The organism is Buttiauxella gaviniae, assembly GCF_040786275.1.
Classification (GTDB): domain Bacteria; phylum Pseudomonadota; class Gammaproteobacteria; order Enterobacterales; family Enterobacteriaceae; genus Buttiauxella; species Buttiauxella gaviniae_A.
This window is the reverse complement of sequence record NZ_JBFMVT010000002.1, coordinates 4,577,850-4,591,234: the sequence shown is the minus strand read 5'-3', so window position 1 is coordinate 4,591,234 and position 13,385 is coordinate 4,577,850. Positions and strand designations below refer to the sequence as shown.

Sequence of the window (13,385 nt, the reverse complement as noted above, 5' to 3'; positions counted from 1 at the left end):
ACTCAGACCGCTCAATGACCCTTTTAGCGCTTGGCATCAACCATAAAACAGCTCCAGTGTCGCTGCGAGAACGTGTAACGTTTTCGCCGGATACGCTCGACCAGGCGTTGAACAGCCTGCTTGAACAGCCGATGGTGCAGGGTGGCGTGGTGTTGTCGACGTGCAACCGCACTGAGTTATATCTGAGCGTTGAACAACAGGAAAATCTGCACGAACAACTGGTGCGCTGGCTGTGTAACTACCACAACCTCAATGAAGAGGAAGTGCGTAAAAGCCTCTACTGGCACCACGACAACGAAGCCGTAACGCATTTAATGCGTGTGGCGAGCGGGCTTGATTCCCTGGTGCTCGGCGAACCGCAAATTTTAGGCCAGGTCAAAAAAGCCTTCGCCGACTCCCAAAAAGGCCACTCGTGCTCGAGCGAACTGGAACGCATGTTCCAGAAGTCTTTCTCCGTCGCCAAACGGGTTCGAACCGAAACTGAGATTGGCGCGAGTGCGGTTTCCGTCGCTTTCGCGGCCTGTACGTTAGCGCGGCAAATCTTTGAATCCCTGTCCACCGTTACGGTATTGCTGGTCGGCGCGGGTGAAACCATTGAGCTTGCGGCGCGTCACCTGCGTGAACACAATGTTCAGAAAATGATTATCGCCAATCGGACGCGTGAACGCGCACAGGTTCTGGCAGATGAAGTCGGGGCCGAAGTGATTGGTCTGAGTGATATCGACTCCCGGCTGCAGGAAGCCGACATTATTATCAGTTCTACCGCCAGTCCGCTGCCAATCATCGGTAAAGGCATGGTAGAGCGCGCCCTGAAAGCCCGCCGTAACCAACCGTTGCTGTTGGTCGATATTGCCGTTCCTCGTGACGTTGAACCCGAAGTCGGCAAACTGCCAAACGCGTATCTCTACAGCGTTGATGACCTGCAAGCTATCATTCAAAGCAACCTCGCGCAGCGCAAAGCCGCCGCGGTTGAAGCAGAAACGATCGTCGCTCAGGAATGCAGTGAATTTATGGCCTGGTTGCGTGCACAAAGCGCAACCGAAACCATCCGCGATTATCGTAGTCAGGCTGAACAAATCCGCGATGATCTCGCCGCAAAAGCCATTGCTGCCCTTCAGCAGGGAGCCAATGCCGAAACCGTTCTTCAGGATCTGGCGTGGAAATTAACCAACCGCCTGATTCACGCACCAACCAAATCGCTCACGCAGGCTGCCCGTGACGGGGATGACGAACGCCTGCAGATTCTGCGCAACAGCCTCGGGCTGGATTAGCAAATAAACTCTTATTACAAGGTGAAACACCGCCCATGAAGTCTTCTATCGTTGCCAAACTAGAAGCCCTGCAAGAGCGCCATGAAGAAGTTCAGGCTCTGCTTGGTGATGCTGCCACAATTGCCGATCAGGATCGCTTCCGCGCGCTGTCGCGTGAATATGCCCAGTTAAGTGATGTTTCGCGCTGCTACCTGCAATGGCGTCAGGTTCAGGAAGATATTGAAACAGCACAAAGCATGCTTGATGACCCGGAAATGCGCGAGATGGCGCAAGAAGAATTAAACCAGGCGAAAAGCGATAGCGAAGAGTTAGAGCAGCAACTGCAAGTGTTATTGCTGCCGAAAGATCCTGACGACGAACGCAATGCGTTTGTTGAAGTTCGTGCCGGTACCGGAGGCGACGAAGCGGCTATTTTTGCCGGTGACTTGTTCCGTATGTACAGTCGTTACGCGGAATCGCGCCGCTGGAAAGTCGAAATCCTGAGCGCCAACGAAGGCGAACACGGCGGCTTTAAAGAAGTGATTGCAAAAATCAGCGGCGACGGGGTGTATGGCCGCCTGAAATTTGAATCCGGTGGCCATCGCGTTCAGCGTGTTCCGGCAACCGAATCTCAGGGCCGTATTCATACTTCTGCCTGTACCGTTGCGGTGATGCCGGAGATTCCGGAAGCGGAACTGCCGGATATCAACCCGGCTGATTTACGTATCGATACCTTCCGTTCTTCGGGCGCGGGCGGTCAGCACGTTAACACCACCGATTCCGCTATCCGTATTACCCACTTGCCGACCGGTATTGTGGTGGAGTGCCAGGACGAACGTTCCCAACATAAAAACAAAGCGAAAGCGCTTTCTGTGTTGGGTTCGCGTATCCGTGCCGCTGAAATGGCAAAACGTCAGCAGGAAGAAGCGTCTACGCGCCGTAACCTGCTCGGCAGCGGCGACCGTTCAGACCGCAACCGTACCTATAATTTCCCGCAAGGGCGCGTGACCGATCACCGCATCAACGTGACGTTGTATCGTCTGGATGAAGTGATGGAAGGCAAACTCGACGCGCTTATCGAACCTATCGTCCAGGAGTATCAGGCAGACCAGTTAGCGGCGCTGTCTGAGCAGGATTAATGGATTTTAAACACTGGCTCCAGCAGGCCATCGCCCAGTTACAGGAAAGTGAAAGTCCACGCCGTGACGCGGAAATCCTGCTGGGCTTTGTCACCGGCAAAGCTCGTACCTTCATTCTGGCGTTTGGCGAAACCGAACTGTCGACCGAGCAATGCGAAGCGCTAGATGCTTTGCTGGCGCGGCGAGTAAAGGGCGAGCCTATCGCGCATTTGGTGGGGGAACGTGAGTTCTGGTCACTGCCGCTGCGTGTTTCCCCGGTGACGCTTATCCCGCGCCCGGACACCGAATGCCTTGTTGAACAAGCCCTCGCAAGATTACCTGCCACCCCGTGTTCGGTGCTGGATTTAGGCACCGGTACCGGGGCCATTGCGCTGGCAATTGCCAGCGAGCGCCCGGATTGCAATGTCACGGCTCTCGATCTTATCCCCGAAGCGGTGGAACTCGCGCGCGATAATGCGAGGCGCCTCGGAATAACCAACGTTGAGGTCTTGCAAAGCAACTGGTTTAGTGTGCTCAATACACAGCGTTTTGCGGTGATTGTCAGTAATCCACCTTACATTGATGAGGAAGACCCGCACCTTTCCCTGGGTGATGTGCGCTTTGAACCACGCAGTGCTTTGGTGGCTGATAACCATGGCCTGGCCGATTTACGAACGCTGGTGGAGTCATCGCGCAACTTTCTTGAGCCGGGTGGGTGGTTGTTGCTTGAACATGGCTGGCAACAGGCAGCCCTGGTCCGTGAATTGTTTACTGATGCCGGATATACCGAGATACAAAGCTGTCAGGATTACGGCGGGAATGACCGTCTGACAGTAGGACGCTATTTCTAATGATAAGGAACCGAGCAAAATGGCAACGTACTTCGCGCTCAAACATTTCCATATTCTGACGGTCATCATTTCCGTGAGCTTGTTCGTTTTACGCTACTGGTGGCAATACCGTGATTCAGCCATGTCAAACAAGCGCTGGGTGCGCATTGTGCCGCATGTGAATGACACGCTGTTGCTGGTCAGTGGCGCAGCACTGGTGATGATTACGCATTTCTATCCCTTCACGCCGCAAGGCGCATGGCTGACTGAGAAGCTATTTGGCGTTATTATCTATATCGTTTTAGGGTTTATCGCGCTGGGCAAACGTCCGCGCAGTCAGCAGGTTCGGTGGTTTGCCTTCCTGCTGACCCTGGTGGTGCTTTACATCATCATTAAACTCGCCACCACAAAAATACCATTACTGGGGTAAGTCATGAGGTCGTTAGCCGATTTCGAATTCAATCAGGCGCCGTTGTGCGAGGGCATGATTTTAGTCTCGCAGTTGATCCGTGATGATTTCCCGGCAGAAGATGTACGAGCACAACTGGAAGCGCTGGTAGATCTTGCGCGTGAAGAGATCTGCGAGGGTCAGCACCAGGATGTACAGCTCGAAAAATTAATCGAACTGTTTTACGGCAGTTGGGGTTTTAAAGATGCAAGCGGCGTTTACCGCTTATCCGATGCGTTATGGCTCGATAGCGTTTTGAGCAAACGTCAGGGGAGCGCGGTGTCGCTGGGTGCCATTCTACTGTGGATTGCCGAGCGTCTTGATATTCCCCTAAATCCGGTTATTTTCCCGACGCAGTTGATTTTACGCGGCGACTGGATGGACGGCGAAATGTGGCTTATCAACCCGTTCAACGGCGACACGCTCAACGAGCATACGCTGGAAGTGTGGTTGAAAGGCAATGTTGGGCCAACCGCAGAACTGTTTGACGAAGATCTGGATGAAGCGGATAACGCGGAAGTGGTGCGAAAATTACTCGATACCCTTAAATCCGCGCTGATGGAAGAGCGGCAAATGGAGTTGGCTTTGCGCGCCAGCGAAACATTGCTCCAGTTTAACCCGGAAGATCCGTACGAAATCCGCGATCGTGGGTTGATCTACGCTCAACTTGATTGTGAACATGTGGCCCTGACCGATCTGAGCTATTTCGTTGAGCAGTGCCCGGAAGATCCGATTAGCGAGATGATCAAAGCGCAAATTAACTCCATTTCGCAGAAGCAAATAACGCTGCACTAAGACTAAAATTTAGCCCTAAATAATTCGAGTTGCCGCCAACATCTGCGCAGCTTGAAATAGGATGGGCCCCCCTGATAAGGCGAAAATATGAAACAAAAAGTGGTTAGCATTGGTGATATCAACGTCGCAAACGACCTGCCGTTTGTGCTGTTTGGCGGCATGAACGTGCTGGAATCACGCGATCTGGCGATGCGTATCTGTGAGCATTATGTCACCGTGACTCAGAAACTGGGCATCCCATACGTTTTCAAAGCGTCCTTTGATAAAGCCAACCGTTCATCCATTAAATCTTATCGTGGCCCGGGCCTTGAAGAAGGGATGAAGATTTTCCAGGAGCTGAAGCAAACCTTCGGCGTGAAAATCATCACTGACGTTCATGAAGCAAGTCAGGCTCAGCCTGTTGCAGACGTGGTGGATGTGATTCAGTTGCCTGCATTCCTGGCACGCCAGACTGACCTGGTTGAAGCGATGGCGAAAACGGGCGCGGTAATTAACGTGAAAAAACCTCAGTTCGTAAGCCCAGGCCAAATGGGTAACATCGTTGATAAATTCGAAGAAGGCGGTAACGACCAGATTATTCTGTGCGACCGTGGTGCGAACTTCGGTTACGACAATCTGGTGGTCGACATGCTGGGCTTCAGCGTGATGAAACAAGTCTCCAACGGCTCCCCGGTCATCTTCGATGTAACCCACGCTCTGCAATGCCGCGACCCGTTTGGCGCTGCATCTGGCGGCCGTCGTGCTCAGGTTACCGAACTGGCTCGTGCCGGTATGGCAACCGGTCTTGCTGGCCTGTTCATTGAAGCGCACCCGGATCCAGACAACGCGCGTTGCGATGGCCCATCTGCACTGCCGCTGGCGAAACTTGAGCCATTCCTCAAGCAAATCAAAGCTATCGATGATCTGGTTAAGAACTTCGAACCGCTGGATACCAGCAACTAAGTTTTAAAACTCAGATGGTAAAAAGCCCTTATCGCAGGATAAGGGCTTTTTTTCTACCTATCTGGACTGACCCCCACCCAGCCTCCCCCTTACCAGGGGGAGGAGCTAAAGACATTTAGCGCCCCGACTTTACAGGGGGAGGAGCTAAAAAACTCCCTCCCCTTGTCAGGGGAGGGTTGGGGTGGGGTCCGTTCAGACTCAGGCGAAAATCGTCATCAAATAGGCCGCAAATAGCGCAAGATGCGCGGTACCGTTCAGCACATTCGTACGCCCGGTTGAGAACGAAATCTGGCACAAAACGAGTGCTGTAAGCATCACCACCAACTCCGGTTTCCCTAAACCAAAGATAAGGTCGTTACCGGTCAACATCGCAATCAGCGTCACCGCAGGTACCGTTAATGAAATGGTGGCCAGCACTGAGCCAAAGAACAGATTCATTGCGCGCTGAACCTGGTTACTCAATACCGCTTTCAATGCCCCTAACCCTTCAGGGGAGAGAATCAACAACGCCACCAGGAAGCCGGTAAACTGCGCTGGTGCATTTAACGTTGTGAGTAATGACTCAAGTGGGCCCGCATTCATTTTGGTTACTGCAATAACCGCAACCAAATGCACGATTAGCCAGATTGCATGCCAGGTACTGCTGTGTGCAGACGGTTTACCGTGATGCGGGTCATCATCGTCTGATTCATCTTCATGCTCATACACAAACAGGCTCTGGTGCGTTTTCGTCTGAATTAACAAAAACACGCCGTACATCGCCGCTGAAATCGCCGCCGCAATCAGCGCCTGGCTTGTGCTGAAATTGCCTTCCGGCAATGCGGTAGGCAGCACCAATACAATGACTGCCAACGGAAACAGGGCAATTAAATACTGTTTGATGCCAAACAGATTCATATATTGGGTCGCAAATTTATTGCCACCCAGCAGCAATGAGAAGCCGACCAGGCCACCGGTCACAATCATGATGATGGAATAGAGCGTATCGCGCATCAGCGTAGGCGCGGCATCGCCGGTCGCCATTAATGCGGAAATTAAGCTGACTTCAAGAATAACGACGGAAAGACTCAGGATCAGAGAACCGTAGGGTTCTCCTAAACGGTGTGCGAGTACATCGGCATGACGAACTACACTAAAGGCGCTACTTAAAATGCCCACCAGGGCCAGAATGTTGATTGCAACCACCGCTGGCAAAGACTGGCTTCCTCCCCACATCACCAGTACGACCAGCGCTAATACCGGGAAAATGAGGGAACTCTCCTTATGACGGGTTTTCACCGCCTCATGTTGTGTTTTGGTCAAAATACTTCTCCATCTGTACAGGTGTTAAGCCATTTATTGATTATAGTCGGCCATGAAAACTCCGCTAAAATAGCAAAGAATCAGCGTTTTCTGGAAAAATTTACTCAGTTTTACTGCTTATATAAAAATAATACTCCTGATGGATGAAAAGATAAGTTTAAAGGTATTAAGTTAAATAAAACATAAAGATACATTCAAATAAAATTCAATAACGAATTTACCTGGCAGGATTGGGCATGCTGTTTCACACTTAGGTTTTAGCCCATAAGGAGAGCCTTATGCCTTATAAAAGCCGAAGCGACCTTCCAGAAAATGTCCAAAACGTTCTTCCTGCCCATGCCCAGGATATTTACAAAGAGGCGTTTAACAGCGCCTGGGATGAGTACAAAGATAAAGAAGACCGTCGTGATGATGCCAGCCGTGAAGAAACGGCCCATAAAGTGGCGTGGGCGGCGGTGAAACACGGTTATCAAAAAGGGGAGGATGACAAATGGCACAAGAAAAAATAAACCCTACACAATGCATTGATATTCATCTTTAAACGCCGCAACAAACCTCATTATGGCAAGTGAATATGATATTTTTATGGATTTGTGATCCTCCTCATACTTGCCAGCGTCCCGCTAATTGCATATGGTCACGTATGTGCTGGTCTATTAATGAACAGTAAAAAAAGCCCGGAAGGCACATCTGAGTAGTCACAAGGAAGTATGCAGTGGCGGAGGTGTATAGTGTTAACGCGTGATTTCTTAATGAAAGCGGATTGTAAGACAGCTTTTGGTTCCATTGAGGAATCGCTGTTATGGACCCCTGAGCAGCGCTCGGCTTCATTGGCCGCAACGCTTGCCTGTCGTCCAGATAGCAGTCCGGTATGGATTTTCGGCTATGGCTCCCTGATGTGGAACCCGGCTTTCGAATATGAAGAGTCTGCGGCGGGGACGCTTGTTGGCTGGCACCGTGCTTTTTGCCTGCGTTTGACGGCAGGGCGCGGCACGGCTTGCCAACCGGGGCGCATGTTGGCGCTTAAAGAGGGCGGGCGCACCACTGGCCTGGCCTATCGTTTGCCTGAGGCTATTCTCGCTGACGAACTGACGCTGGTGTGGAAGCGTGAAATGATCACCGGCTGTTATTTACCGACCTGGTGCAAACTGGATTTGGATGATGGCCGCACGGTCAATGCCCTGGTGTTTATCATGGACCCGCGCCATCCGCTCTATGAAGCCGACACGCGTGCGGATGTTATTGCTCCGCTGATAGCCGCTGCCAGTGGCCCGTTGGGCACCAACGCGCAGTATCTGTTCTCTCTCGAACAGGAGTTACAAAAGCGCGGAATGCACGATGATTGCCTGGATGAGCTGGTGAACCAGGTTCGAAACTGGTTACAGCCTGACGACAATGACGGTGATTTACAGCCGGGGTTTGCGTAATTGCATTTGCATAACGCTCATCCGGCTCTTTAAATGCAAGAGCCGGATGAACTCGTTACGCCGCAACGTAGCTTATCGAGTGTTCAAGCGATTTGCTGTGGCTATCAATCAGCACTTTCCACGTTCCGCTGTACGGCACGGTCAAATAAGCCGACTGTTTATCTTCCACGCTCAGAATATCGGCCTGAGGCTTTCCGTTAGCGTTAGATTCGCTCATCAAATGAATGTGGCTTTTATTTGAACAGTGAACCACTACCGTATCACCACCAAAAAGATGCAAACTCGCTTTCACTACTGCCATTTTTTTACTCCGCTATCACATCAAAGTTAGACACCCAAACTGCCGATTTACCCTTGCAATCAGTGACGTTGTTCACAAATCACACTTCATGCATAACACCAGAGCCCGGCGGTCCAGATGCTGACGTTGATCAAAAAATGCCATAACGATTCAACTTATGTGCGGATGCACCTGAAACCATTCAGCTGGCGAAGGATTGTGCGGGGGATTGGTGCCAGGTCATCATTAAACTCGGTATATCTCTCGGGCAGGTAGAATTTGATACAGAACATTAGCTACGCCTCACGCATCCCAAAACCATGCCTTTGACAAACTGGGCACTCAGGAACGTTGTTGGACCAGGCCCGAAACGTGTGGTGGCAAGTTTTGCACTGCGCCAATGTTAAAGCATGCTGTGTCACTTCGGATGCCATGTTTTCTACCCGTTGCAACGCCTGCGGTAAACATACATCTATGCAAGCCTGGCAGCCGCTACAGTTTGCATGATTTACGGTGAAGTTCTCGTCGCTTATCTCAAGCGCTTTTTTCGGGCAAATACGGGAACACGCCCCGCAGAGATAACAACGGTTTTTATCTAACGTAAGAGTAAAGCTGCTTTTGTTAAACGCTGAAGGGGCTGAGATCCCGGCGGTTAATACCTCTTTTTTGCGGATCTGAAGCCAGCGGCGGCGTCCGGAATTAATCGCTTTTTCTTCAGGCGGAACGATAAACCAGAGGGGTTCCCCGAGCTGTTTTAAGCGCAGATTAAGCGCGGCTATCGCCATCAGCCAGCCTGGGGAGGTGAGCGGGTCAGTTTCCACCGAGCGAATGCCCTGTTCACTGTGCCAGGCAAGAAGTTCTTCCACCGTAGGCGGCACCACGCTTAATGGCCCCACGAGTGTGGATCCAGAAATGCTGCGCGTTGGCGCAGGCAAATTTTCAATGGCGGCGGTGGGGCAGACAAACAGGCAATTTCCGCAAGAAGTACAGCTATCCGCATCAAGCTGGATACGATCCTCTTCGAGGGTTATCGCCCCGAGCGGACAGGCATTCAGGCAAGCCTCGCAGCGGCTGCTGCGAAGCTGTCGGTGTAAACAGGCCCGTCCAATTACAGGGCGGGCATCTAAAGCGGAAAACGTCATTAGTTCAGGCTAAAGAAAACGACGCGCAGAAGAATTTCAGCGGCGATCACCATTAAGGCACCCAGCACCAGAAACGTTTTGTTTCCTCTTGAACGCACGGGCAGGCTTTGTATCACCACGCCGGCAATCAACACCACCCACGCTGCCAGATACCCACTGTGAAGCTGCTCGAAGGCTTCCAGCGGCTGGTGCGGGAACGTCACCACTTCACTCAACTCCGCCTTAGCCAGATAGCTGAAATACGCCATTTGCTCAAGCACCCGCGACAGCGCGGAAGCAATAAGCACGGCGGCCGCGCAGAGGGCGACCTTTTGCGTGATGGCGTCGTTGATTCCCCGGCGGGCGGCAAAAAATCCTAATCCTGCCGTAGCGCCGAGGCTAAGCGTTGCGCCATAGAACATCATCCAGGTATTGATATGTGTCCAGGTGATGACCGATGAATGGACATAAATTGCCCCCATGCAATAAATATCCACCAACCCCAGAACGGCGCTCGCCAACAGTAACGTCTTCGACACCTTTCTGAAGAACAGCACCAGCAGCGTGGTGAATCCAATGGCCGCCAGGTACAAGCTGGCGAAAATAATCTCACGGCTCAGCCAGGAGCTTTCTACATGACGTAGCGCATGAAATGCATTGAGTGGGTAGCCGAGATGCAGAGTAGAAGCGATAAGCCCGCAAGCTGCGGCTATCACGGCCATCAGCAAAGGCGGAAGTACGAAGCGCCGCTGTTCAGCACCCGCAAGCGCTTTACCGCCCGCCAGCAGGAATAACGATGTGGCAAGCGTCAGCCCTACCGACCCCTGGACGAGTAGCGTAAAAATAATGAGTGGCCATTCTTCCATGATCAGTTATTCCCTTTTTCTGCACCCTGGTGCGGTTTAATGACAAGATTCGGTTTGGTGATAGACGAGTCCGGCAGCCCTTCCACATCGCATACGCTGCCGTGTTCTGCGCGCAGTTGGTCAATCGGCCCAAATTTTATGGCCCCAAGCGGGCAGGTGGCTACGCACATAGGCTGTTCGCCTTTTGCCTGCAGGTCGACGCAAAAATCGCATTTCGACATTTGCCCGGTGGTTTTATTCATCTGCGGTGCGCCGTAAGGGCACGACCAGGCGCAGTAACCGCAGCCGACGCATTTATCGGTATCCACCCGCACGATCCCATCCCCAGGCCGTTTGTGCATCGCGGTCGTCGGGCAGTTTTTAGTACAAATCGGATCGCTACAGTGATTGCACGAAATGGAGAGCGTATAGGCATAAACGTTGTTAACCATGCCCCCTTGCCCGGTCGGAGTAAAACCACCGCCTTTCACCTCATAAACGCGGCGGAAACGACGCCCGACTTCAAGATTGTTTTTGTCCTTACAGGCGACCTGGCAGGCTTTGCAGCCGGAGCAGCGTGAGGAGTCAATGAAAAAGCCGAGTTGCTTGTCGCTAACCGGCGGGAGTTCGATAAATTTGCTCATGCTTTCGCTACCTCAACCAGCATCGTTTGATGTGAATTCCCTTTCGCAAGCGCAGTGATACGGGAAGAGCTCAGGACGTTGGCGCAACCGCCATGGTCAACGCCGTTGGCATCCGGTTGCCACCAGGCTCCGGCCTGCATAGCAACAACGCCGGGCATAATGCGCTGCGTCACTTCCGCAGGAACCATGCTGATGCCGCGATCGTTATGAATACGCACGCTGTCGCCCTGGGCTATGCCGCGTTTTTCGGCATCTAGCGGGTTTATCCATAGTTTCTGCGTCTGCACTTCCTGCAACCACGGGTTGGCGTACTGCGTTGAGTTCGCGCGGTTTTTCCCTTTCCAGGTGATCAACTGGAGAGGATATTTCGTGGCGAGAACATCTTCCGGGCCTTCGTGGGCTGGCACATAGTGAGACAGGGCAGGGATCTCCGGATGCTGCATGTCGTAAAGCCGCTTTGAGAAAATCTCAATTTTGCCCGATGGCGTGGCGAACGGATGATTTTGCGGATCGCGAATATTGTCCTCAAAAGCCACGTACGGTTTGCTTTTGAACAGGTGGCGGCGCTGAATTTGCAGGTCGGCGAACGACGGCAGATTCTCGTCTGGCAAAGCCTTGCGGGAGGCTTCCCAGATATGTTCGATCCACGCTTTCTCGTCTCTTCCCTGACTGAACGCTTTTTCAACGCCTAATTTAGCCGCCACTTCACGCAGCCATTCATAATCTGAGCGAGCTTCAAAAGGTGAATCTATAAGTTTCTCTGATAGAAGAAGGTAGTTACCCGTCCCCCAGGTTTCCCCGATATTCCAGCGTTCCATGAAACTACTCTCGGGCAGCAGCAGGTCGGCATAGCGGGCGCTCGGCGTCAGGTACAGATCGCTTGCAACGATAAACTCAATTTTTGATTCGTCTTCCAGCACCTTGATGGTGTGATTAATGTCCGGATTCTGGTTCGCCAGATAGTTCCCCGCCAGCGAGAACAGGATGCGGATATTGCTGGTGAGCTTCTCAGCCCCCGTCAGCCCATCCTGCGGGGTGACTTTGCTGGCATCATCGGCGGCCTGAACCCAGTTCATCACCGAGATTTTCGCGGGGACAGGGTTATCCGGCATATCCGGCCCGGTGGTGAATTTACGGTTGCCGATGCCGCCATAACCCGCCGCCCAGCCGCCTTTCACCCCCACATTACCGGTAATAGTGGCCAGCAATGTTGAGCCTCTTGCCGTGCGTTCGCCGCAGTTATGACGCTGCGGGCCCCAGCCCTGGATCAGCGCCGCAGGCTTGGTGTTGGCATAATCGCGCGCAAGCTGGCGGATGGTCTGCGCCGGGACGTGCGTGATAGGCTCCGCCCATTCCGGCGTCTTCTTAATGCCGTCTTTCGCCCCCATCAGATAAGCCACTAAAGATTCGTTGGCGGGCACGCCTTCCGGCATGGTGTCTTCATCAAAGCCAATCGCGTAGCGGTCGATAAACGCTTTATCGTGCAGGTTTTCGCTGACGATGACGTACATCATAGCGTCCATCAGCGCGTTATCCGTTGACGGGCGCAGTGGGATCCACTGATCCGCAAGGGACGAGGCGGTGTCTGAATAACGCGGGTCAACCACGATAAAACGCGTGCCGTTGTTCTTCATTTGCTGGAAGTAGTGGTTGCTGTGGCCGAAAATGGTTTCGGTGGTGTTATGGCCCCAGAGGATCACCAGTTTGGTATCGAGTAGCGTATCCAGGCTGCTGCCGCTCGCCGCCACGCCGTAGGTATAAGGTGTTGCCGCTGCGGTGTTGCCCATACTCACGGAGTGATAATAGGGCAGGTATCCGCCGGTCAAATTCAGCAGGCGGCGCACCATCGCATCCCCGGAAAAGGTACCGCCGCTGACGGCGGTGCCGACATGCACATAACGCGATGCCGGGCCGTATTTCGCTGTGATGCGCTTGAGGTTATCGGCGATAAGCGTTGTTGCTTCATCCCAACTGATGCGCTCGAATTTGCCTTCGCCGCGTTTGCCAACGCGCTTCATCGGGTACTTCAGGCGGTCCGGGTGATAAACAAATTTGCGATAGCTACGCCCACGCACGCAGGCACGCATAATCGGCATATCCAGATCCAGTTCATCGTCCGGGCGGGTGGTGATGCGGGTAACTACGCCATCTGCCACGTGCGCGCGAATATCGCATTTGCCCCCGCAGTCGAAGGTGCTACAGGTTGGCACTACGCGTTCATTATTCGGGGAGACGCCTTCCGTGGGCGCGGTATGGTGCGTGCAGGCACGCGCGGCTGCGTGATAAAAAAGTGGGGTGGCAACCAGGGCCGAGGTGGCTTTGACAAAATGTCGACGAGAGATCCCCGACGACTCATCCTTGTATTGTTCGGTCATGACATTTG

General features: G+C 52.9%; 14 protein-coding genes. 8 read left to right on the top strand and 6 right to left on the bottom strand.

Features of this window, described 5'->3' with window-relative positions; translation table 11 throughout:
• Positions 1-14: 14 nt before the first annotated feature.
• The 6 genes from hemA (at position 15) to kdsA (ending at position 5,383) form a co-directional block, all read left to right on the top strand.
• Entirely contained in the window at positions 15-1,271 is a 1,257-nt protein-coding gene (hemA, locus tag AB1E22_RS21555) for a glutamyl-tRNA reductase (protein WP_367597255.1), read from the top strand.
• Between the two features lie 35 nt (positions 1,272-1,306).
• The gene (gene prfA / locus AB1E22_RS21550; RefSeq protein ID WP_367597254.1) at positions 1,307-2,389 is read left to right on the top strand and encodes a peptide chain release factor 1; all 1,083 of its coding nucleotides are present in this window, start codon (positions 1,307-1,309) and stop codon (positions 2,387-2,389) included.
• A complete protein-coding gene (gene prmC / locus AB1E22_RS21545; protein ID WP_367597253.1) occupies positions 2,389-3,219 on the top strand; it encodes a peptide chain release factor N(5)-glutamine methyltransferase in 831 nt (276 codons plus the stop codon). Before prfA ends, prmC begins: the two co-directional genes overlap by 1 nt.
• Before the next feature lie 19 nt (positions 3,220-3,238).
• Positions 3,239-3,628, top strand: coding sequence for an invasion regulator SirB2 (gene sirB2, locus AB1E22_RS21540; RefSeq protein ID WP_367597252.1), 390 nt, complete (start codon positions 3,239-3,241; stop codon positions 3,626-3,628).
• Between the two features lie 3 nt (positions 3,629-3,631).
• Entirely contained in the window at positions 3,632-4,441 is an 810-nt protein-coding gene (gene sirB1, locus AB1E22_RS21535) for an invasion regulator SirB1 (protein WP_367597251.1), read from the top strand.
• 87 nt (positions 4,442-4,528) lie between these two features.
• The gene (kdsA, locus tag AB1E22_RS21530) at positions 4,529-5,383 is read left to right on the top strand and encodes a 3-deoxy-8-phosphooctulonate synthase (RefSeq protein ID WP_367597250.1); all 855 of its coding nucleotides are present in this window, start codon (positions 4,529-4,531) and stop codon (positions 5,381-5,383) included.
• Positions 5,384-5,581: 198 nt separating this feature from the next.
• Here kdsA and chaA read toward each other — a convergent pair whose 3' ends face one another.
• Positions 5,582-6,685, bottom strand: a complete 1,104-nt coding sequence (gene chaA, locus AB1E22_RS21525) for a sodium-potassium/proton antiporter ChaA (RefSeq protein ID WP_367597249.1) — start codon at positions 6,683-6,685, stop codon at positions 5,582-5,584.
• A 278-nt stretch (positions 6,686-6,963) separates the two neighbouring features.
• On the opposite strand from chaA, the gene chaB reads away from it, so the two are divergent.
• Positions 6,964-7,194, top strand: a complete 231-nt coding sequence (gene chaB / locus AB1E22_RS21520; protein WP_367597248.1) for a putative cation transport regulator ChaB — start codon at positions 6,964-6,966, stop codon at positions 7,192-7,194.
• A gap of 222 nt (positions 7,195-7,416) precedes the next feature.
• Positions 7,417-8,112: a gamma-glutamylcyclotransferase gene (locus AB1E22_RS21515; protein WP_367597247.1), complete on the top strand. Its 696-nt coding sequence runs from the start codon at positions 7,417-7,419 to the stop codon at positions 8,110-8,112.
• A 55-nt stretch (positions 8,113-8,167) separates the two neighbouring features.
• Here AB1E22_RS21515 and AB1E22_RS21510 read toward each other — a convergent pair whose 3' ends face one another.
• The 5 genes from AB1E22_RS21510 to AB1E22_RS21490 form a co-directional block, all read right to left on the bottom strand.
• On the bottom strand, positions 8,168-8,413 hold the full coding sequence (locus tag AB1E22_RS21510) for a DUF1883 domain-containing protein (RefSeq protein ID WP_367597246.1): 246 nt from the start codon (positions 8,411-8,413) through the stop codon (positions 8,168-8,170).
• A gap of 275 nt (positions 8,414-8,688) precedes the next feature.
• Complete coding sequence (locus AB1E22_RS21505) at positions 8,689-9,534, bottom strand: 4Fe-4S dicluster domain-containing protein (protein WP_367597245.1); 846 nt, start codon at positions 9,532-9,534, stop codon at positions 8,689-8,691.
• Positions 9,534-10,379, bottom strand: coding sequence for a dimethyl sulfoxide reductase anchor subunit family protein (locus tag AB1E22_RS21500; RefSeq protein WP_367597244.1), 846 nt, complete (start codon positions 10,377-10,379; stop codon positions 9,534-9,536). Before AB1E22_RS21500 ends, AB1E22_RS21505 begins: the two co-directional genes overlap by 1 nt.
• 2 nt (positions 10,380-10,381) lie before the next feature.
• Entirely contained in the window at positions 10,382-11,002 is a 621-nt protein-coding gene (locus AB1E22_RS21495; protein WP_367597243.1) for a DMSO/selenate family reductase complex B subunit, read from the bottom strand.
• A complete protein-coding gene (locus AB1E22_RS21490; protein ID WP_367597242.1) occupies positions 10,999-13,377 on the bottom strand; it encodes a DMSO/selenate family reductase complex A subunit in 2,379 nt (792 codons plus the stop codon). The genes AB1E22_RS21495 and AB1E22_RS21490 overlap by 4 nt, the downstream gene beginning before the upstream one ends.
• Positions 13,378-13,385 lie beyond the last annotated feature (8 nt).

What these genes read in the sequence shown, in the direction of transcription:
- AB1E22_RS21510 (WP_367597246.1), bottom strand. Translation starts at nt 8,413, where the DNA reads ATGGCAGTAGTGAAAGCGAGTTTGCATCTTTTTGGTGGTGATACGGTA.
- AB1E22_RS21490 (WP_367597242.1), bottom strand. Translation starts at nt 13,377, where the DNA reads ATGACCGAACAATACAAGGATGAGTCGTCGGGGATCTCTCGTCGACAT.
- kdsA (WP_367597250.1), top strand. Translation starts at nt 4,529, where the DNA reads ATGAAACAAAAAGTGGTTAGCATTGGTGATATCAACGTCGCAAACGAC.
- prmC (WP_367597253.1), top strand. Translation starts at nt 2,389, where the DNA reads ATGGATTTTAAACACTGGCTCCAGCAGGCCATCGCCCAGTTACAGGAA.
- AB1E22_RS21505 (WP_367597245.1), bottom strand. Translation starts at nt 9,534, where the DNA reads ATGACGTTTTCCGCTTTAGATGCCCGCCCTGTAATTGGACGGGCCTGT.
- prfA (WP_367597254.1), top strand. Translation starts at nt 1,307, where the DNA reads ATGAAGTCTTCTATCGTTGCCAAACTAGAAGCCCTGCAAGAGCGCCAT.
- AB1E22_RS21500 (WP_367597244.1), bottom strand. Translation starts at nt 10,379, where the DNA reads ATGGAAGAATGGCCACTCATTATTTTTACGCTACTCGTCCAGGGGTCG.
- hemA (WP_367597255.1), top strand. Translation starts at nt 15, where the DNA reads ATGACCCTTTTAGCGCTTGGCATCAACCATAAAACAGCTCCAGTGTCG.
- sirB2 (WP_367597252.1), top strand. Translation starts at nt 3,239, where the DNA reads ATGGCAACGTACTTCGCGCTCAAACATTTCCATATTCTGACGGTCATC.
- chaB (WP_367597248.1), top strand. Translation starts at nt 6,964, where the DNA reads ATGCCTTATAAAAGCCGAAGCGACCTTCCAGAAAATGTCCAAAACGTT.
- sirB1 (WP_367597251.1), top strand. Translation starts at nt 3,632, where the DNA reads ATGAGGTCGTTAGCCGATTTCGAATTCAATCAGGCGCCGTTGTGCGAG.
- AB1E22_RS21495 (WP_367597243.1), bottom strand. Translation starts at nt 11,002, where the DNA reads ATGAGCAAATTTATCGAACTCCCGCCGGTTAGCGACAAGCAACTCGGC.